16 protein-coding genes and 1 pseudogene are annotated in these 20205 nt (G+C 59.4%); 2 read left to right on the forward strand and 15 right to left on the reverse strand.

Annotated elements, in window-relative coordinates; translation table 11 throughout:
- The first annotated feature begins 3 nt into the window (after nucleotides 1-3).
- Nucleotides 4-618 carry an ATP-binding cassette domain-containing protein gene (locus RE432_RS02615; protein WP_310933002.1) on the forward strand — a complete coding sequence of 205 codons (615 nt, stop codon included), beginning with the start codon at nucleotides 4-6 and terminating at the stop codon, nucleotides 616-618.
- Nucleotides 619-670: 52 nt separating this feature from the next.
- On the opposite strand, the gene RE432_RS02620 is transcribed toward RE432_RS02615, so the two are convergent.
- The 12 genes and pseudogenes from RE432_RS02620 to RE432_RS02675 form a co-directional block, all read right to left on the reverse strand.
- Nucleotides 671-970: an addiction module antidote protein gene (locus RE432_RS02620; protein ID WP_310931661.1), complete on the reverse strand. Its 300-nt coding sequence runs from the start codon at nucleotides 968-970 to the stop codon at nucleotides 671-673.
- A 311-nt stretch (nucleotides 971-1281) separates the two neighbouring features.
- Nucleotides 1282-1383: pseudogene (locus tag RE432_RS02625) on the reverse strand (integrase); the annotation flags it as partial.
- 224 nt (nucleotides 1384-1607) lie between these two features.
- On the reverse strand, nucleotides 1608-5276 hold the full coding sequence (locus RE432_RS02630; RefSeq protein ID WP_310931662.1) for a restriction endonuclease: 3669 nt from the start codon (nucleotides 5274-5276) through the stop codon (nucleotides 1608-1610).
- Nucleotides 5277-5716: 440 nt separating this feature from the next.
- Complete coding sequence (locus RE432_RS02635; RefSeq protein ID WP_310933003.1) at nucleotides 5717-6190, reverse strand: GNAT family N-acetyltransferase; 474 nt, start codon at nucleotides 6188-6190, stop codon at nucleotides 5717-5719.
- 343 nt (nucleotides 6191-6533) lie between these two features.
- Nucleotides 6534-7511: an amino acid ABC transporter substrate-binding protein gene (locus tag RE432_RS02640; protein ID WP_409079834.1), complete on the reverse strand. Its 978-nt coding sequence runs from the start codon at nucleotides 7509-7511 to the stop codon at nucleotides 6534-6536.
- Between the two features lie 110 nt (nucleotides 7512-7621).
- Nucleotides 7622-8896, reverse strand: coding sequence for an AMP-binding protein (locus RE432_RS02645; protein ID WP_310931664.1), 1275 nt, complete (start codon nucleotides 8894-8896; stop codon nucleotides 7622-7624).
- Between the two features lie 38 nt (nucleotides 8897-8934).
- Nucleotides 8935-9765, reverse strand: coding sequence for an ABC transporter ATP-binding protein (locus tag RE432_RS02650; RefSeq protein ID WP_310931665.1), 831 nt, complete (start codon nucleotides 9763-9765; stop codon nucleotides 8935-8937).
- 69 nt (nucleotides 9766-9834) lie between these two features.
- A complete protein-coding gene (locus tag RE432_RS02655; protein ID WP_310931666.1) occupies nucleotides 9835-11160 on the reverse strand; it encodes an ABC transporter substrate-binding protein in 1326 nt (441 codons plus the stop codon).
- Nucleotides 11161-11265: 105 nt separating this feature from the next.
- Entirely contained in the window at nucleotides 11266-12330 is a 1065-nt protein-coding gene (locus RE432_RS02660) for a branched-chain amino acid ABC transporter permease (RefSeq protein WP_310931667.1), read from the reverse strand.
- Nucleotides 12331-12351: 21 nt separating this feature from the next.
- A complete protein-coding gene (locus tag RE432_RS02665; protein WP_310931668.1) occupies nucleotides 12352-13281 on the reverse strand; it encodes a branched-chain amino acid ABC transporter permease in 930 nt (309 codons plus the stop codon).
- An 11-nt stretch (nucleotides 13282-13292) separates the two neighbouring features.
- Nucleotides 13293-14090 (reverse strand): ABC transporter ATP-binding protein, encoded by a 798-nt coding sequence (locus tag RE432_RS02670; protein WP_310931669.1) that lies wholly within the window; start codon nucleotides 14088-14090, stop codon nucleotides 13293-13295.
- Complete coding sequence (locus RE432_RS02675; RefSeq protein WP_310931670.1) at nucleotides 14091-16067, reverse strand: AMP-binding protein; 1977 nt, start codon at nucleotides 16065-16067, stop codon at nucleotides 14091-14093.
- A gap of 175 nt (nucleotides 16068-16242) precedes the next feature.
- Between RE432_RS02675 and RE432_RS02680 the strand changes: the two genes are divergently transcribed.
- Entirely contained in the window at nucleotides 16243-16917 is a 675-nt protein-coding gene (locus RE432_RS02680; protein WP_310931671.1) for a Crp/Fnr family transcriptional regulator, read from the forward strand.
- A 4-nt stretch (nucleotides 16918-16921) separates the two neighbouring features.
- Here the strand turns inward: RE432_RS02680 and RE432_RS02685 are convergent, their stop codons facing one another.
- The 3 genes from RE432_RS02685 to cysD form a co-directional block, all read right to left on the reverse strand.
- A complete protein-coding gene (locus tag RE432_RS02685) occupies nucleotides 16922-17884 on the reverse strand; it encodes a tripartite tricarboxylate transporter substrate binding protein (protein WP_310931672.1) in 963 nt (320 codons plus the stop codon).
- A 111-nt stretch (nucleotides 17885-17995) separates the two neighbouring features.
- Nucleotides 17996-19291 (reverse strand): GTP-binding protein, encoded by a 1296-nt coding sequence (locus RE432_RS02690; protein WP_310931673.1) that lies wholly within the window; start codon nucleotides 19289-19291, stop codon nucleotides 17996-17998.
- The gene (gene cysD, locus RE432_RS02695) at nucleotides 19291-20199 is read right to left on the reverse strand and encodes a sulfate adenylyltransferase subunit CysD (RefSeq protein ID WP_310931674.1); all 909 of its coding nucleotides are present in this window, start codon (nucleotides 20197-20199) and stop codon (nucleotides 19291-19293) included. Before cysD ends, RE432_RS02690 begins: the two co-directional genes overlap by 1 nt.
- Between the last annotated feature and the right edge of the window lie 6 nt (nucleotides 20200-20205).

A 20205-nucleotide genomic window follows, 5' to 3' on the forward strand; every position in this document is an offset into this window, starting at 1 on the left:
GGCATGCTACGCATCGACAATCTCAGCAAGCGCTATGGCGACCACATCGTATTCCAGGGGCTGACCCAGGCGTTCTCCCCTGGGTGTGTGGCGCTATGCGAAGAAGACAGCACCGGCAAGTCCAGTTTGCTGGGCATTATTGCGGGCGTGATCGCGCCGGATGCCGGGCATGTCTGGATTGATGGGCATTCGCTCTCCCTGGCGCCGCAGCAAGCCAAAACCCGCCTGGCCTATGTGCCAGACAACTGCCTGACGTTTCCCATGCTGACAGGGCGCGAATTGCTAAAGCAAGTAGCCCAGGAAAAGAACACGAAAGTCGATGATGCCGTGCTTGACCTGGCCTATCGGCTGGGACTGGAGCCGCATCTGGACAAGCGCTTCGAGCAAATGTCCACGGGTACGCGCCGCAAGGTATTCCTGACCGCCGCCGCCTTGGGTCAACCAGCCGTCGTCGTGGCAGACGGCCCCAGCAGCGGGCTGGACACGCAGGCGCGCGCCGCGCTGGCGGAACAGTTCAACACCTGGTCCCGGGACCGTGTCGTGCTGTTCGCCAGTCATGATGCGGAACTGGTCGAGGCCTGTGGGGCACGTATTGTCACGGTTGCTGAGTTGCGCTAAACGGTGGTGCCGCAGTCGCGCTGGTCTTGGCCGTCTCCTGACACACCAGGATTCAGCCCTGCGTAATCAGAGGCTCTACCGTCAGCTTAAAACCCATAGCATGGATAACCTTGAACAAGGTATCGGAGCTGGGCGCACGCTCTCCCGAAAGACTCTTGTAAAGACTTTCCCTAGATAGTCCCGTGTCGCGGGCCAATTGGGTCATACCTCGGGCTCTGGCGATGTCGCCCAACGCCGCCGCCAACAGCGCTGGATCGCCATCTTCAATTGCGGCCTGAAGATAGGCGGCGGTATCTGCCTCATCCTTGAGGTAGTTGGATACATCAAACGGACGGGTCTTGATCTTGCTCATTTCAGACTTCGTGCATTTCCCACACGTTGTCACCAACAGATTTGTGGTCTCCGAGATTTCCAAGCGACGCCTTCCTTAGACGAAGCTGTAGCCGCGCACGAGTCGTACGATCTTTTAGGCCATCGAGCCACTGTACAAATTGCTCAGTTTCAATGATGCTGTACATACGCTTATTGTATCCTCAAGGATACGGTTTGCAAGTTTTTAGTTTTACATACGCAGGCTTATAGGTAGCGAGGCGAACTGACGCAGATATTAGAAAAAATCAGATTCTGACCCGGCAGCAAATACGGAGGGTGACTGCCCGGCGGGACTGCTCTCAAATTCTTGGTACGTTGATAAATGAGTGATGCTTCTGCTCGTCGCATCGGGTGTGTGCCATAGGCTGTAGGATATAGCCCGATTGTGGTCACTCATCCGTCAACTATCCGTGCCTCTGGCCGATTGCAGCTAAATTTGGATGGCCGAACTCGACCCAAAGCGGACATCGGAGCAATGAACTAGGCCGATAACAGGCCCCATGGGTTCATTGAACATAACGCCCGTGTTCAGCCGTGTCAGCTTGCTGGCATCTACTGCAACTGTTTGTTATGTGCGCATCCAGCGTGCACCAGTATCCTGTATTTGCTCTATTTTCCTACGTCTCAAGACGAGACAAACCTACCCGAGAATCAAGAGTCGCTTGCCGCCATACTCGCAGCACCCTTCGGGCGAAAGCCGTTTTAGCCAAATCAAGGTTCCGCTCGATGAGATTCCTGTCAGCGCTCGTTACTCTCATCCTTACCATATCAATAAAGTCCGAGAAGAACTGTTGCCAGCTTTCCGGCCAGTTTTCGAGATTTGTGATAGTTTCAACAACCATTGCGCAGGCATGGGAATTCCAGCACTTCTCAAGCGCTCTTTTTACAAAGCCCAGCCCCATTGGGTGGCAATAGGTCTCTCTTAAATGGGTGCGCAGGAGTTCCAGCCGTCGATCGGTCAACCCAAACTCACACACCATTTCCAGACTGGCGCGCTGGGCCCATTTGTCGCGTACCTTTTCCAGCTCGCTGTCAAGTAAGTTAGGATCCATCTCACGGTAGACATTCACTATTTCCTTGCCCGGAGTAGAGCTTGCCAATTCGAAATGCAAGAATTCCAGTAACACACCGGACGGTATGAGTCGATGCGCCCCCACTGCTCCCGAGACCAAATAACGAGCGTAATCCTGAAGGCGAAACCTCGCAGATTCGATTGTAAAGTCTCGAGCGATATGTTCTTCTGATTTATCGAATGTTGGCATCGTTCCGCCGTCGACTAGTTCTCGTAGCTCCGCGAGACGGAGAATCATCCTTTGTAGGAGTTCCGCAGTTTTCGCGGTGAATTCAAGCTCCGCGGCAAGCGCCAAGACTCGCCAAGAATTGAAAGTAAACCAGTTCGTTTTATCTGACAGGTATCGATCGATCGCTGCTTGAAGTGCATCGTGATGCTCGTCGCGGAGCGTTTGATGGGCAACGAAAAAGTTTGCCGCCATTCCTACATTTTCTAAATCATTGTCGAACATATCTAGCGCGACGAGCGCAAGCATTTTGCTTTCGATACGAGTAGCTAGCCGCCAAAGGCTGGATTTCTTCGAGCCCGTGCTCGTGGGAAGTTGACCTTCAACTGCGCGACGGATGGACATAGTGAGCGGCAGCTCCCCGAGGACTTTCTCGATGAGGTCGCTCCTAATAACCACATTGTTATCATCCTCGGATTCTCCCGAGAATAGATCAATGAGAACAGAAAACGCTTCGTCGACATCTACCGACAATCCCAATCTGTGCCCCGCCGTCATGATCGCGGCCTTGGTCGCGCTATCCCTTGCTTCCGAGAGCGTTTCCTCGAGCAGACACTGGGCACGATCCTGATTCCCGCTCTTAATCGCTCGCAGGGCAGTGACCCACGCAGTAAGATCCTTGGAGGCACGCAAGTGAATCTCGAGGAGAGGGATGTCTTGCTGTGAGGCCTCGTAACCGAGCAAGCTGAGCGACTCGTTCACGGGTTCCCCCGGCACAACTGACGTGAGTCGCTCCCGGGCAATGGCGATTCGATCTGCGAGGGAAGCTGACTCCCAAACGGATATTTCACCCCCAGACATCATCCATCCCATCCGCCTGTGCCTATCAACTTTTGCTCCCAGCTCGAGTAGGAACAACCGGTCTCCGGAGTAGGCCAAGGCTCGTGCGGCCAGGAAACTATTTTCGCTTCTCCGGCTTTCTGCAGTTTCCCGGAGAAATGATAGCGCGTGTTGCGTCCCCACCCTGGCCAAGGCAAAGAAGCCCGTTACCTGAAGTTCTTCAGGCTGTCCTGGTTGAAGCGCTTTGAAAATATGTTGCAGGCTCCGGTCTCTTTCACCAACTGAAAGCTCTTCTGTCGCCCTAGCCCCGAGCATCAGGTCTGCGTGAAAGAGCTCAGCTAGGTATTCGTCCAAGTCCGACTTAGGAATAAGCCTAGTCACAAACACCCATGCATCATCTGTCAGCGGTTGCTGGAGTGCGCTTAGGTGCTGCCTCCACTGGGAAGCAAGGTGCCGCGCAGCAAGAGCTCCGGCCACCAACTGGTGGTTCCATCGGAAACTCTCATCAGAAGTTCGCTGCACGAGGTCATGCTTCTGTAGCAAGCCGGTGAACTGACTGCTATTCAGCCCATCTGCCCCGTAAACATTGGAACATAAGCGTATGGCCCGCTTGAGGGTGGCTCCGATTGCGTCGGCGCTGCACGCAGCCTGACCATCAACGACGAGCATCTCGAAGGCCATGGCCGAAGCTAATGCCAATACACTTGCCTTGGGCAGATCTGGCGACGAGTCTTCTGACTGAATCTCAAGATCACGTTCGGCGCGCGCAGAAACAATCGCATCCAATAGATCGCTTAATGTGTTCCCCAGTCTCCGTGAATCTTTCCAACGCTTCAGAGCAACCCGGACCGCAAAAGGAGTCCACATGAAGTGCCCCGCTGTCCGTGTAGCCATTGCTCGGTGGGCGTCTGTGAATACGGAGACCTCCGATTCGTCCGCGAGCTCATGTTGCGCAAGTTCTCGAACTCTGCCGGGAGTGAGTGGCGCGAGGCGGAGCGATGCGCATGGGACAGTCGGTAGAACGGTGCGAACCACTCGACTGTCTTCGCGTGACGTAAAGATGCATGAGATGCTTTTTGACCTCAGCAATGGTCTCAGTTCGCCGAAAAGTGTTCTCACTGCACTTGGCGGAGCTTCGTTGATTCCGTCACAGAGGATTTGGATCTGGTCAGGGAGCATTCTCCAACTACCGCTTTTAACAGCAAGTTGCGCGTGCACCGCAGTGTCGAGGGCTCCAGGCATGTACTCCGCGCAGGTGATGAGCACGGCGAGCTTTGAGCTTGATGAATCCCGCGCAACTTCCGCTCGGACTAGCTCGAGTAGAGTGGTTTTCCCAGCGCCTCCTTCGGCCACGACTAACGCGGCTTCACCAGGCGCGAGAGCGGCCAACGACTTCACAGTGAGAAGGTTTTTCCTTTGGGCCGCTTCTTGAGGTCCTGGATCAGCGCCCGACAATTCAACAAGCCCCACGGGTAACTCGCTTTCCTCGAGTTGGGGCTGTATGACACTAGTAAAGCTCCTGCTCATGTCTTGATAGGCTTGGCGGTCGAATAGGGCGCGGGGGTGCTCTCGAACGGCTGTGGATACCCTAAAGTAGCGTTCGAGAACTTGGAACGCTGAGTCCCAAGCGGGTGAAAGCGCAGCGTCGAATTCCCCCATATCCCACGCTACAAGTCTATCGAGTCTTTGCACGTACGAGCCAACAACCTCTTCGGCGTCCTCTCCCGCCTGAATCAGACGTTCTCGCAGCGCGTGCAGCTCACCCTCTGTAGCCCGGCGGATCACCGATTGGGCTGCATTGAGGATCTCGATCCGGTCTGTCTCTCGGAGTAGACGACGCAGCTCCTGAGTCACCCCACCGGTACAGATGAAGAAATGAACTCCCACATCAGAGTTCTCAAGGCGGGTGGTCAATGCCACCTTTGCGACCTCTTTCGCCAACAGGGGTAGCCCCAAACTAGTTTTCTGCCGCTTGCATTGGATGCAGAGCTTCCTGTTTGAGTCCACTACTACTCCGTAAGCGTCGAACCCTCCATCGCCGCTGCCAGCGGGCTGACCATCGATACGCAGTCCTTGATGCGACCCGATTGCGAGAAAACACCCAAAAACGCACTTTTCGAAGTCATCGGCAGACAGCTTTTCGAAAGGTACTGACCGTGCTTCATACAATGGGGGAAAATTTTTGGATGGATCTGGTACTCCGGTCATTTTTGCTCCGATATTTCGCTTTGTATGAAAACTTACCGAGCGGGGATTGTCGGGTGGGGCTGAAAGCGGCAAGTCTCGTCAACGAGTCTGTGGAAAACGTTTTTGGTAATAGTCTATTAACCACGATTGGTTTGCTCACGTAACAGTGATTAGATGGATTGCACGCTAACGGATAACGGTAGCGTTCCAGCTCCGACCTAACCCACAAGATCAGAAATCTAAAATTTTTAGAAATCAAAGACCTGCAGACGCGCCCACTATCTGAGCCGTATTCGCGTGGCGTCTATCTAACCCTCAGAGGAACGAAAGGGGAAGAGAACAGAGCTCCATTTTTTCCTGCACGAAACGAGCTATTTATCGGACCCCTGCCAGTCGAGGGGCCGCTTCTGGCCGATTTCAGCCAAAAAAACGACCAAACCCACCCTAGAATTACCCGAGCATCATGCCCCCTGAAGCAAGCCCTTCCGCATCAACGCATTTTCCAGCACCACGCCCCTCAGAATCGGACCTCCTCGCGCCACCACTTCAAAGCCATGGCGCAGGAAGAAAGGCTCGGCGGTCTTGCTTACATCCGCCGTCAGTTCGCCAATCCCGAGTAGCTTGGCTTCGTCATGGATGCGATGCATCAGCAGGGTGCCAATGCCTTGCCGCGGATAGGCTCCCGATACAAAGAAATGATCGATGTATCCACTGGGCTGAAGGTCGGCGTACCCGGCAATGCCGCCGTCGACTTCTACAACAAAAGGCCGCAAACCCCTCATGCGGCCGGCCCACACTTCTGGGGCGGTATCTGTCGGCGCCCAAGCCGCTATTTGTTCAAGAGTGTAGTCGCGCGATGCGATGTCGTGTATGGCCGATATAAAGACCTTGAATAATGCGGCTTCGTCCCCCACCTTGAACCGTCGAACTTTCATCCATCCCCCGTAGGCCGGCAACCTCAGCAGCCATCCACCGCCATCCGCATTGACCCACTCTAAAGACGCCATGCCTGGCGCTGGATAGAGCGAGGATTGAGCACGCCGCCGGTCTGGGCCCTGCCGAGGAGGCAAGGCCGCGACTGATCGAGCAACAAGGGTGTTGGCAGCCCGGGGGGCTGCCAACGTTGCGAGTTTCGCGGCCGCCTCGGCAGGGCCCAGACCGGCGGGCAATCCCGGCAACGCCGGGATCGTGCGATTCTCTCGCGGCATCCAGCGCCAGGCATGGCGTCTCGTTTAGAACACAAGCACGCGCCAGCCCCCGATCAGAACCCGCTAGCAATCAACGAATCGGCAGCCCATACATCAGCCCGCCATCGGTCCACTGCGCATTCAAGCCGCGCTGTATCTTCAACGGGCTGCCCTGCCCCACATTGCGCTCGAAGCTCTCGCCGTAATTACCCACCTGCTTGATGATGTTATAGCCCCACTTCTCGTCCACGCCCAGGTTCTTGCCCGCCCCTTCGGTTACGCCCAGCAAGCGCAGCACATTGGGGTTCGTGCTTTTCAACTGCTCATCCACGTTGTCCGACGTGATGCCCAGTTCTTCGGCGCCTATCATCGCCTGCAGCGTCCACTTCACCACATTCAGCCAGCGGTCGTCGCCCTGGCGCACGAACGGCCCCAGCGGCTCTTTGGAAATGATTTCAGGCAACACCTGGTAATCGTCAGGATTGGACAGCTTGGAAATGCGGATGGACGCCAGTCCCGAGGCATCGGTCGTGAACACATCGCAACGGCCCGCCGCAAACGCATTCACGACCTCGTTGAACTGTTCAATGACCACAGGCTTGTAATCGACCTTGTTCGCACGCGCCCAGTCGGCCATCGTGTTCTCGTTCGAGGTCCCGGTCTGCATGCAGACCGACGCGCCGTTCAGTTCTTTGGCGCTGTTCACGCCCAGCGACTTCTGCACCAGGAAGCCCTGGCCGTCATAGAAGTTGACCCCCGCCGAGATCGCCCCCAGGGCCGTATCGCGCTGCTGCGTCACCGTGGTGTTGCGGGCCAGCAGATCGATTTCGCCCGACTGCAGCGCCGTAAAGCGTTGTTGCGCGTTCAGCGGCACTGCTTTGTATTTCTTTGCGTCGCCCAGCGTTGCGGCGGCCACGGCGCGGCACAGGTCGATATCCAGCCCCTGCCATTCCCCCTTGGCGTCGGGGGCCGAAAAGCCCGCAAAGCCCGTCGTGACGCCGCAATGGACTACGCCACGCTGCTTGACCACGTCGAGCGTATCGGCATGGGCCGCCGAAACACCCGACATCAGGACTGCAACACCGACAACATACTTGAACTTGCGCATGGATATCCCCTAGTATCGACAACAGTTTGAATGCATATTACTGCAATCGAGCATAGGTAAAACACATAAACTTATTCGTAACTGCGTATATCGTCGATCACCTTGCCGTCATTGGGCAGGCTGCCCGGCGTCACGGGCTCGATGTCGGCCCGCAGCTTGGTCAGCTCGCGCACCGAGTCGGCCAGCCGCGTCAGCGTGTCCTGGTCATGCTGGGCCAGTTCGGCCTTCAGCACCATGACGTCGCTGCCCACCTTGCCGCTGACCACCAGCCTGGCCTTCCGTACCTCGGGGTGCCGTTGCAGTACATTGGCCACCTGCGCCGGATGCACGAACATGCCCCTGACCTTGGTGGTCTGATCGGCCCGTCCCAGCCAGCCCCGGATGCGCATATTGCTGCGGCCGCAAGGCGAGCGGCCCGGCATCAGCGCCGACAAATCCCCGGTGCCGAAGCGGACCAGCGGGTAATCAGGATTGAGCGTGGTGACGACCACTTCCCCGACCTCGCCTTCCGCTACGGGCTGGCCCGTGCCCGGACGCACGATTTCAAGAATGATGTCTTCGTTCACCACCAGGCCCTCCCGGGCCGGCGTTTCGTAGGCCATCATGCCCAGGTCGGCGCTGCCGTAGGCCTGATAGCCGTCGATGCCGCGGTCGGCGAACCATTTGCACAAAGAAGGCGGAAACGCCTCGCCCGAAAACAGGGCGCGCTTGAGCGACGGCAAGGCCACACCCATTTCGTCGGCTTTTTCCAGAATGATCTTCAGGAAGCTGGGCGTGCCGGTGTATCCCGTGGGCGCCAGATCGGCAATGGCCTGTACCTGCTGCTCGGTTTGCCCGACACCGCCGGGAAACACCGTGCAGCCCAGGGCGTGCGCCGCGGTTTCCATCATGGAACCGGCCGGGGTGAAGTGATACGAAAAGCAGTTGTAGACCAGCTCGCCCGGCCGGAAGCCGGCCGCATAGAGCGACCGGGCAAACCCCCAGTAATCCTTGCGCCGGCTTTCCGGCTCGTAGATGGGTCCGGGCGATGCGAAGACCCGGGCGGCCTCGCCCCAGCCGATGGCGGAGAACCCGCCAAACAGCCGGCTGACAGGGGACAGCCCCTGCCCCGCCTTGCCTTGCCGCATGGCAAGCTGCGCCTGCAGCAGTTCGCTTTTGCGGATCACGGGTATCTGTTCCAGATCGCCGCGGCTGTGGACCGCTGCGGGGTCCAGTCCCTGCAACTGCTGGGCAATGGCCGGCGCCCGCTCGCGGGCGCGCCTTAACGCATCCGGCAGGCGTGCCAGCAAATCCTGCTCGCGTTCAGCTTCACTTGCCGCTTCGCGATCTTCGTAATAGTTGCTCATGGTGTCATCCCGTCAGGCCGCCAGGCCTGAAACTCGGCCTAAGCCAGCCAGCGCTTGCGTCGCCGATAGAATTTGGTGTCGCGAAAGCTTTTGCGCTCGCCGCTGGACACCCCTAGATAGAACTCTTTAACGTCCTCGTTTTCGGCCAGTTCGCCGGCCTCGCCGTCCATCATCACGCGCCCGTTTTCCAGGATGTAGCCATAATCGGCATAGCGCAGCGCGATATTGGTGTTCTGTTCAGCCAGCAGGAAGCTCACGCGCTCACGCTGGTTCAAGTCGCGCACGATTTCAAAGATCTCTTCCACAATCTGCGGCGCCAGCCCCATGGAAGGCTCATCAAGCAGAATCGTGGTGGGACTGGCCATCAGGGCGCGTCCGATGGCGGTCATTTGCTGCTCGCCGCCCGAGGTATAGCCTGCCTGGCTGCCGCGGCGCTGCTTTAAACGCGGAAAATACTGGTAGACCTTGTCCAGCGAAGCGCTCAGGTCGCCCCGGCTGATCTTGCGGGTATAAGCCCCGGTCAACAGGTTCTCTTCGATGGTCAGGTGGGCAAAGCAATGGCGCCCCTCCATCACCTGCACCACGCCGCGCTTGACCAGGTCCGAGGGCGTCAGCCTTTCGATACGCTCGCCGCGATAGTCGATGCTGCCCTTGGTGACGTCGCCGCGCTCGGCCTTGAGCAGGTTGGACACCGCCCGCAATGTGGTCGTTTTACCGGCCCCATTGGCCCCCAGCAAGGCCACGATCTTGCCCTCGGGCACGCACAGCGAAACCCCTTTGAGCACCAGAATGACGTGGTTGTAGATCACCTCGATGCCATTGACATTAAGGAGGATATTCGGGGTTTCAGCCTGAACAGTTGCATTCATACGTGTGTTTCCTGCAATCGCCTGCCCCGGCGGCCGCCTGGTGGCCGCCGCCGGGAACCAGGCACTACATTAGCCCTCGCACTGACGGACTTCGAGTTTCTTCTCGGAGGCATACTTGGCGGCCAGATCCTTCACCAGCGGCTCCACGAACTTCTTGTCGGACTGATACCAATCGGACACGATGTCGAACTTGGAGCCGTTCCACTGGATGATGCGCGCCCAGTCGTCGCCCATGTGATTGCTGCATGAGGTCTTGACGGGTTTCATCAGCTCGGCGAAGCCCAATTCCTCCAGGCGCTCCTGGGTGATGTTCAGATTCTCGAACCCCCAGCGCACCTGCTCGGGCGTCATGTGCTTGCCCTTGCCGTATTTTTCCTGCGCAGTGCGTATGGCCTCGACCTGCAGCATGGAAATCATCATGCCGCGGGTATGCGCGATGGTGCCCACATACTTGCCGTCGGAATCGCTGCCCTGGCCTTTGTCGTAGACATGCTTTTTCAGGTCTTCGTGAACGCGGCCATGGTCGGCGCTGTTATGGATCGTGATGCCGTTATAGCCTTTGGCCACCTGGCCCAGATCCTGGACGTCGTTCTCGGAGCTGGCCCACCAGATGCCGTAGATCTTGTCGCGGGAATAGCCCACCGCCTGCGCTTCGCGTATTGCCGTCGGCGTCATGATGCCGGCGCTCCATAGCAGCAGATAGTCGGGACGGCTTTGGCGAACCTGCAGCCAGGTGGACTTTTGCTGCACGCCGGGCGCGGTAACCGGATAGAGCAGGAGCTCGAAACCATTGGCCTTGGCGCGTTGCTGCAGCAGCGCGATAGGCTCTTTGCCATAGGGCGAGTCGTGATAGACCAGGGCGATCTTCTTGCCCTTGAGCTTGTCTTCGCCGCCCAGCTTCTTGGCAATGTCCTGGATCATGACGTCGGCCGCCGTCCAGTAAGTGCCCAGCAGCGGGAAGTTCCACTTGAATACGGACCCGTCGGCCGACTGCGACAAGCCATAGCCCATGGTCTCGATAGAGAAGCCGTCGACAATGGCTTTGTCGGTCAAGGCAAAGGTAATGCCCGTGGACTGCGTATCGAAGCCGGACGCGCCGCCCTGCTTGTTCTTCAGGCGCTCGTAGCACTCGACGCCGCGATCGGTAGCGTAGGCCGTTTCGCATTCCTCGTAGACGATCTTGACGCCGTTGATGCCGCCGTCGCGCTCGTTGACCAGTTTCAGGTAGTCCATCTTGCCATCGGCCCATGGGATGCCCAGGGGTGCGAAGGAACCCGTACGGTATGCCAGCAGTGGTATGAACTGCTCTTCGGCGGCTGCGGCGGGCAGCGATGCGGCCGCCAGGGTGCCCGCGACCGCAAACATAGCTGCAGCCAATTTAAATGAACGCTTCATCTCCAAGTCCTCCTGATGGTGTCTGAATGCACCGTTTGTGTTTCGGCATGGCCTGAACAGGCCAGCCGGGTTACTGATGTATTGCCAAAACCAGGGCCTGCCCCCTTAATGCGGGAAAGGCCAGATACGCAGTTTTTCCTTGCCTATGCTCCATAGCCGTGCCAGTCCGTGCGGCTCGACGATCAGGAAGAAAACAATCAGGGCGCCAAAGACCATGTGCTCGATGTGCGACGCCACGTCGATGGGAATGGACACGCCAAACAGATGAGGGACGTTGGTCAGCAGCACCGGCAGCAGCACCATGAAGGCCGCGCCGAAGAAGCTGCCCACGATCGACCCCAGCCCGCCGATAATGACAATGAACAGCAATTGCAGCGAACGGTTCAGGTCGAACGCCAAAGGCTCCCATGAACCCAGATGGATATACGCCCATAACGCGCCGGCCACGCCGATGATGAATGAGCTGACGGCAAACGCCGTGAGCTTGGCGTAGACCGGCCGGATTCCGATCACGGAAGCCGCCACATCCATGTCGCGTATGGCCATCCATTGCCGCCCGATGGCCCCGCGCACCAGATTCTTGGCAAGCAGCGCAAAGACCACGACAAAAACCAGCACAAACAGATAGCGCTGGACCGGCGTCTGCACGGGCAGGCCGAAGGCCGACAAGGTCGGCACCGAGACGTTGCCCGACGAGGAGTAATTGGTGAAGTAGGGAATGCGCAGGAAGGCCCAGTCGACAAAAAACTGGGCAGCCAGCGTGGTCACGGCCAGGTACAGGCCGCGTATGCGCAGGCTGGGCACGCCGAACACCACGCCGACCAGGGTCGCAAACACCCCGCCCAGCAGAATCTGCACGACCAGCGGCGTGGCCGGGATGCGCACGCCGAAGTTCCAGGCGGCGTAGGCGCCCACCGCCATGAATGCACCCGAGCCAATGGATATCTGGCCGCAGTAGCCCACCAGGATATTCAGGCCGATCGCTGCCAGCGACAGGATCAGGAAGGGGGTAAAAATAGCCTGCAGGAAATAGTTCGACGCCAGCAGGGGCACCAGCACGAAGGCGGCAAGCAGCAGCCCCAGCATGAAGGTCCGGTCCTGCCGGATGGGGAAGATCTGCTGATCCGCCCGGTAAGTGCTTTTGAATTGGCCGTTTTCACGATAGAACATAGTCGTCTGTACCCTTATCGCTTATACGCGGTCGATAATTTTTTCGCCGAACAAACCTTGCGGGCGAAACAGCAGGAACACCAGGGCAAGCATGTAGGCAAACCAGATTTCGATCCCTCCCCCCACATAAGGCCCCAGGTACACTTCGGACAGCTTTTCCCCGACGCCGATGATCAGCCCGCCGATGATGGCCCCGGGCACGGACGTGAGCCCGCCCAGGATCACCACCGGCAGCGCGCGCAGGGCGGCGGTCGACAGGGTGAACTGCACGCCGAACTTGGACCCCCAGATAATGCCGGCCACCAGCGCCACCAGCCCGGCGACCGTCCATACCACGACCCAGATCCGGTTCAAGGGGATCCCGATGGACTGCGCCGCCTGGTGGTCGTCGGCCACCGCACGCAAGGCGCGCCCCACCGAGGTGTACTGAAAGAAAAAGGCCAGCACAGCCACCAGCAACGCCGACACCCCGGCCGCGGTCAGGTCTTCCAGGCTGATCAGCAGGCCACCTTCGAACATCGTGTCCAGGATGAAGACCGGATCTTTAGGCATGCCCACGTCAATGGAATAGACGCTGCTGCCGAAAATCATCTGGCCCATGCCGTCCAGGAAATAGCTGATGCCGATGGTGGCCATCAGCAAGGTCGTGCCTTCCTGATTGACCAGATAGCGCAGCACCCAGCGCTCGATGACCACGGCGATCAGCCACATGAAGAGCGCGCCGACAATAAAGGCCAGCACATTGGCCAGGATCAGGCTTTCAATGCCCAGCCACCGGGGTATCCATTCAGACAGGCGCGCCATGGCCAGGGCCGCGATCAGCACCATGGCGCCTTGCGCAAAATTGAAGACGCCCGACGCCTTGAAGATCAGCACAAAGCCCAGCGCGACCAGCGAATACAGCATGCCCGTCATCAGGCCGCCGAACAGAGTTTCAAGAAAAAATGCCATGTCTGTCGTCCCTAGTGGCTGGCGCCAAGATAAGCCTGGATCACGTCCGGATTCTGGCGTACCTCGTCGGGCAGGCCGTCGCCGATTTTCTTGCCGTAATCCAGCACCACCACGCGGTCGGAGATGTCCATGACCACCCCCATGTCGTGCTCGATCAGCACGATGGTGGTGCCGTATTCGTCGTTGACGTCCAGGATGAAACGGCTCATGTCCTGTTTCTCTTCGATATTCATGCCGGCCATGGGCTCGTCCAGCAACAGCATGCGCGGCTCCATGGCCAGCGCGCGGCCCAGATCGACCCGCTTTTGCAGGCCATAGGGCAGCCGCCCGACCGGGGTCTTGCGATAGGCCTGGATCTCGAGGAAGTCGATGATGTTTTCAACGAATTCGCGGTGGGCGATTTCTTCGCGCTCGGCCGACCCCAGCCGGAAGGCCTGGGCCAGGACGCCGCTGGTCATGCGCAGATTGCGCCCCGTCATGATGTTGTCCAGCACGCTCATGCCCTTGAACAGGGCCAGGTTCTGGAAGGTACGCGCAATGCCCATTTCAGCCGCGCGGCGTGAGTTCATTTTCGAGAACTTCACGCCCGCCAGGGTGATTTCGCCCTGCTGCGGCGTATAGACGCCGTTGATGACATTGAGCATGGAGCTTTTTCCGGCGCCATTGGGGCCGATGATGGCCCGGATTTCGTGCTCTTTTACATCAAAGGAAATATCGGTCAGTGCCTTCACCCCACCAAAAGCCAGTGAGATGTGCTTCATGTCGAGGATGGTGTCCCCAATACGCTGGTTGTGAGCAGCTTGACTCATTTATGCCGCCTTTTTGCTGTTGCCGGAATAGACGGTTGCCGGAGCGATCTTCAGATCGGCGGATATCTTGCCGCTGCGTCCGTCCTCGAACTTGACCTCGGTCTCGATGAACTGGTTTGCCTTGCCCTGGAACAGGGCATCGACCAGCACGCCATACTTTTGCGCAATGAAGGCCCGCCGCACTTTGCGGGTGCGGGTCAGTTCGTCGTCATCAGGGTCGAGCTCTTTGTGCAGGATCAGGAAGCGCGAAATCTGCGAGCCGGCCAGCTTGGGGTCGTCGGCCAGCTCGGCATTGACCTGATTGACGCAATCGCGGATCAGTTCGTAGACCTCGGGCTTGCCGGCCAAGTCGGTATAGCCGGCATAAGGCAGGCCCCGCCTTTCGGCCCAGTTGCCCACGGCTTCCAGGTCGATGTTGATGAAGGCGCACACTTCCGTCATATTGGCGCCAAAGGCCACGGCTTCCTTGATGTGCTGAAAGAACTTGAGCTTGTTCTCCAGATACTTGGGCGCGAACAGGCTGCCGTCAGCCAGTTTGCCCACATCTTTGGCCCGGTCGATGATCTTGAGCTGGCCATCCGGATCAAGGTAGCCCGCATCGCCTGTGTGGTACCAGCCGTCTGCCGTATAGGACTCGGCGGTGGCCTCGGGGTTGCGGTAATAGCCCTTGAACATGCCGGGGCTCTTGACCTGGATTTCGCCGTTCTCGGCCACGCGGATCTCGACCCCCTTTACCGGCGGCCCAACGGTGTCGGACCGCACATGGCCGTCGGCCTGCACGCATACGAATACCGAGGTTTCGGTGGAGCCGTAGAGCTGCTTCAAGTTGATGCCGATGGACCGGTAGAACACGAACAGATCCGGCCCGATAGCCTCGCCCGCCGTATAGGCGATGCGTACCCGGCTCATGCCCAGCGCGTTGCGCAAAGGACCATAAACCAGCACATTGCCCAGCGCGTACTTGAGCCGGTCCAGGGTACCGACGCCGGGATCCTTGTCCAGGATGCGCACGCCGACCCGGCGCGCCAGCTTCATGAAGGCATGGAACAGCTTGCGCTTGATGGCGCTGGCGTCTTCCATGCGGATCATGACGTGCGTGAGCAGGCCTTCCAGCACCCGGGGCGGGGCAAAGTAATACGTGGGGCCGATGTCGTGCATGTCGATCGAGACCGTATCGGGCGACTCCGGATGATTCACGGTAAAGCCGGTCACCAGAAACTGGGTGTACGAAAACATGTTCTGGCCTATCCAGGCCGGCGGCAGGTAAGCCAGCACGTCTTCCCGGTCGGTCAGGTTTTCCAGTTCCTGTATGGCCAGCGCACGGTCGATCAGCGCATGATGCGACAGCATCACGCCTTTGGGCTTGCCCGTGGTGCCCGAGGTATAGAACATGGCGGCGGCATCGCCGGGGCGTAGGGCCGCCATGGCGGCGTCGACATACTCCGGGTGCGCCAGGGCGTATTCTCGCCCCTGTTCAAGCAGGCGATCAAAACCCAGCAGCCTTTCCTGCCGGTAATTGCGCAGGCCGCGCGGGTCGTCGTAGATGATGTAAGTCAGGGCCGGGCACTGCTCGGCGGCCTCCAGCATTTTGTCGACCTGTTCCTGGTTCTCGACCACACAGACGCGGATTTCGGCATCTTGCAGGACGTAGAGCATTTCCTGCGCCACGGCATCCTGGTAAAGGGGAACGGGAATGGCGCCAATAGCCTGCGCGGCCATCATCGACAGGTACAGGCGGGGGCGGTTCTCGCCTACAATAGCCACGTGCTGACCGGGTTCAACACCCAGGGCGGCCAGCCCGTTGGCCAGCTCGCGCACTTGCCGCGCAAGTTCGGCCCATGTCATGGTTTGCCATATGCCAAGGTCTTTTTCACGCATTGCAGGGCGCGCGCCACGCACGTTGGCGTGATGCTCCACCCATGCCGGAAATGTAGCGGGCACAGCGGATTCGCGTTGCGTCGGCAGGTCTTGCGCCAAGGTTGTCTCCTTCAGCCAGAATTCCAACCCTTTGGATAGGGATTTTTTAATGTATGCAAGCAGCTGTTCTATGATGCAGTGCGCTAAGTTACAGAGCTTGCTTACACGTTATAGACTTGCTTACACGTCAACTGTCGCTAATATGACATTCCTGCTTTTTCTAGGGTAAATCCTCATGCTACTGAAAGACTCACTGCAAGATGCGGCAGCCTGGTTCGGCCTGTTGAGCGCCGAGCAGCAGGCCCGCGTGCAGCGGGACATTTCAGTGGCACAGTATCCAGCAGGAGCCATGATAGAGCGCAAAGGCGAAAAAGCCTACGCCTGGATCGGCGTGCTGGCGGGCCTGGTCAAAGTGTCGGTGGGCAACCAGGACGGAAAAATGGCCTCGCTGACCGGCGTGCCCGCCGGCGGATGGATAGGCGAAGGTTCATTGCTGAAATGCGAAGCGCGCAAGTACGATGTGGTTGCCTTGCGCGACTCGACCATTGCACGCCTGCCGGAAAGCACCTTTAATTGGTTGCTGGACAGCAGCATCCCCTTCAACCGCTATCTGCTGCATCAACTCAACGAACGCGTGGGCCAGTTCATCGGCAAAGCCGAGTACGACCGGCTGCTGGCGCCCGACGCCCGGGTGGCCCGCTGCCTGGCCGAACTGTTCAACCCGCTGCTGTATCCCGGCAAGGGCATGCGCCTGGACATCACCCAGGAAGAAATCGGTTATTTGGCGCGCATCTCGCGGCAGCGCACCAATCAAGCGCTGCGCACCCTGGAAGCCGCCCGGCTCTTGAAGGTCGAGTACGGAGCGGTCCAGGTGCTGGATCTGGCCGGCCTGCGCCAGTACGGCAAATAAGGCATCAATCCAGCTTGATGTCCGCCTTCTTGATCACCTCGGCCCATTCTTTTTGCTGCGCCTGCGCATAAGCCTTGAAATCGCTGGCTGACATGGGCATGGGCTCGACACCCATGGCGCGGATTTTCTCGTCGACCTCTGGCGCTTTCAACGCGGTCTGCAAGTCGGCGCCCAGCTTGTCGACAACCTGGGCGGGCAAATCAGCCGGACCGACCAGGCCTTGCCACGCATAGGCCGTGAAGTTCTGGACACCGGCTTCGGCCATGGTGGGTACGTCAGGCAAGGTCGCCAGGCGCTCGGGGGTCGCCACCGCCAGCACGCGCAACTTGCCGGCCTTGATGTTGGCGGCGCCCGCCGCCGAATCGACAAAGCCTATGCTGACCTGTCCGCCCAGCAAATCCTGCAGCGCCGGGGCCGCGCCTTTATAGGGCACATGGGTAATCTTGACGTCGGCGCGCTGCTTGAACATTTCCAGCGCCAGATGGTGGGGCGAACCCGCACCCGCCGATGCCGACGTAAGCTTGTCCGGATTTTCGCGTGCCGCGGCGATGACATCCTGCACCGTCTTGAAGGGCGAGCTCTCGTTCACGGCCAGCATCAGGGGAAAGCGGGCCAGGCCGCCTATATAGGTGAACTGGTCGGGATCGTACTGCAGCGAAGCATACAGCGAAGGGTTGAACGCCAGCGTACCGGAATCGGCGGTACCCACCACATAGCCGTCAGGCTTGGCATTCTGGATATAGGTGGCGCCAATAATGGTGGCCGCGCCCGGCTTGTTCTCGACCACGATGGTCTGGCCCAGCTGTTTTTCCAGGCTTGACGCCACAACACGGCCGATGACGTCGGAACCGCCGCCGGCCGGATAAGGAATGACCCACTGGACGGCCCGATCCGGCCAGGCGGCATGGGCCAGGCTGGCGGCGCCCAGCAGCGATGCCGCCACCAGGGTTTTTATTGTTTTAGACATAAAAGGTTTCTCCGTAGACGATATCAATCCAAAATGTTGATGCTTGCAATGGATTATGCTACGGAACAACCGGGGATGAAACCCGGGATTTGCCTGCCCCCGGATGCCCTGCTAACGCACCATGCCCGCCGCCACGGTCTGGTGGGTTGCCGCATCGATCAAGATGAACGCGCCGGTGGCGGGATGCTGGGTGTAGGGGTCCAGCGCCAGGATATCCCGCGCAAGCAGCGTTGCATGCCCGATATCGTTCATGTCCAGTACCCCGTTCCACGCCACGTCGTGCAGGGTCTGGATGTCGCGGCGGGTATGCACGGCCTTGACGCGCGCCTGGGTCAGGCGCGTGCCTTGTTTCAGCCAATACGGGCGAGCCGGGTTCAGGGCCTGCTGATCCAGCCAGCACAGTTCGGCATCGAACTCGCGCTCCAGCCTGATCTGGGCATCGGCTGGCACGATCAGGTCGCCGCGCGATACGTCAATATCCCGGTCCAGGACGATGGTGACGCTTTCGCCGCCGTTGGCCTGGCCGACATCCTGATCGAAACTCAGCAGCCGGGCGATGCGCGCGGTCTGGCCGGAGGGCAGCACTTTGACCTCGTCGCCCACGCGCAGGCCCGCCCCCGCGAGCTGCCCAGCATAGCCCCGGAAATCATTGATGTTGTGGCCGCCGTGGCGGATCACCCACTGGACAAAGAAACGGGACGAAGCCTGGGTGGCCGCAGTGCCGCTGGGCAGGGATTCCAGCAGCGACAGCAGCGTGGGCCCGTCATACCAGGGCGTGTTCTCCGACGGTTCGACCACGTTGTCGCCCTTCAAGGCAGACATGGGGATGATGTGGAAATGTCCGATGCCCACCGTTTCGGCCAGCTCGGCGTAAGACTGGCGGATGCGCTCGAAGACCTGCGGGTCCCAGCCGACCAGATCCATCTTGTTCACGGCCACGACCACATGCTGCAAGCCCAGCAAGTGGGCCAGGGCGCTGTGGCGCTTGGTCTGGGGCAACAGCCGGCCATCGGCCGCCCGGCTCGCATCGACCAGCACAATCGCCACCTGCGCCGTGGATGCGCCGGTCACCATATTACGGGTGTACTGCTCATGCCCCGGCGCATCGGCAATAATGAATTTGCGCAGCGGCGTGGCAAAGTAACGATACGCCACATCGATGGTAATGCCCTGCTCCCGCTCGGCTTCCAGGCCATCGGTCAGCAAGGCCAGATCGACCTCATCGGCGGCCACCCGCTTGTACTTGGAGCGCGCGATGGACGCCATCTGATCGGCAAACACCCCCTTGCTGTCGTACAGCAAGCGCCCGATCAGCGTCGATTTTCCGTCATCCACCGAACCGGCGGTAATCAGGCGCAGCACGCCCGTATCATGGGCCGATACCCATGCATCGTTGATTGCATTCATCAGAAATACCCCTGTTTCTTGCGGCGCTCCATCGAGGCCTCGGACGTCTGGTCATCCATGCGGGTGGCGCCGCGCTCGGTAATGGTCGTGATCGCGGTCTCGGCAATGATGGCCAGCGGATCGGCTGCGGCCGAGGCTACGGGGCAGGTGCAGGAAATATCGCCCACGGTGCGAAAGCGCACCGTCAGGCGCTCGGGAATTTCCGTTGGGCGCGGCGGGGTGATCGGCGTCACCGGAACCAGCAGCCCGTTGCGCCGCACAACCAAGCGCTCATGCGCGTAGTAAATCGAGGGCAGGCTGAGCTGCTCGCGCGCGATGTACTGCCAGACATCAAGCTCGGTCCAGTTCGAAATGGGGAAAACGCGCATGTTTTCACCGGCATGCACCTTGGTATTGAACAAGTTCCAGAGCTCGGGGCGCTGGGCCTTGGGGTCCCACTGGCCGAATTCATTCCGGAACGAGAACACCCTTTCTTTGGCGCGCGCTTTTTCTTCGTCGCGCCGGGCGCCGCCAATGCAGGCATCGAAGCCGAACTCCTCGATGGCCTCGAGCAACGTCGTGGCCTGGGCGGCATTGCGTGAATCCGTCTCGCGGCGCAAGGCGACCGTGCCCCGCGCAATCGAGTCCTCGACGCTGCGCACGATCAATGTTTCACCCAGTTCGGCCACCCGCCGGTCGCGAAACGCGATGACTTCGTCAAAGTTGTGGCCGGTGTCGATGTGCATCAAGGGGAACGGAAACCCCGCCGGGCGAAAGGCCTTCTCGGCCAGGCGTAGCAGCACCACGGAATCCTTGCCGCCGGAAAACAGCAGCACCGGCCGCTCGCATTCGGCCGCAACTTCGCGCAGAATATAAATGGCTTCGGATTCCAGCCAGTCCAGATGTGTGCGCGCAGAAACTTCGCCCATGCTCGT

The sequence above is a fragment of the Pusillimonas sp. SM2304 genome, from assembly GCF_031628915.1.
In the GTDB taxonomy this organism is placed as follows: Bacteria; Pseudomonadota; Gammaproteobacteria; order Burkholderiales; family Burkholderiaceae_B; genus Pusillimonas_C.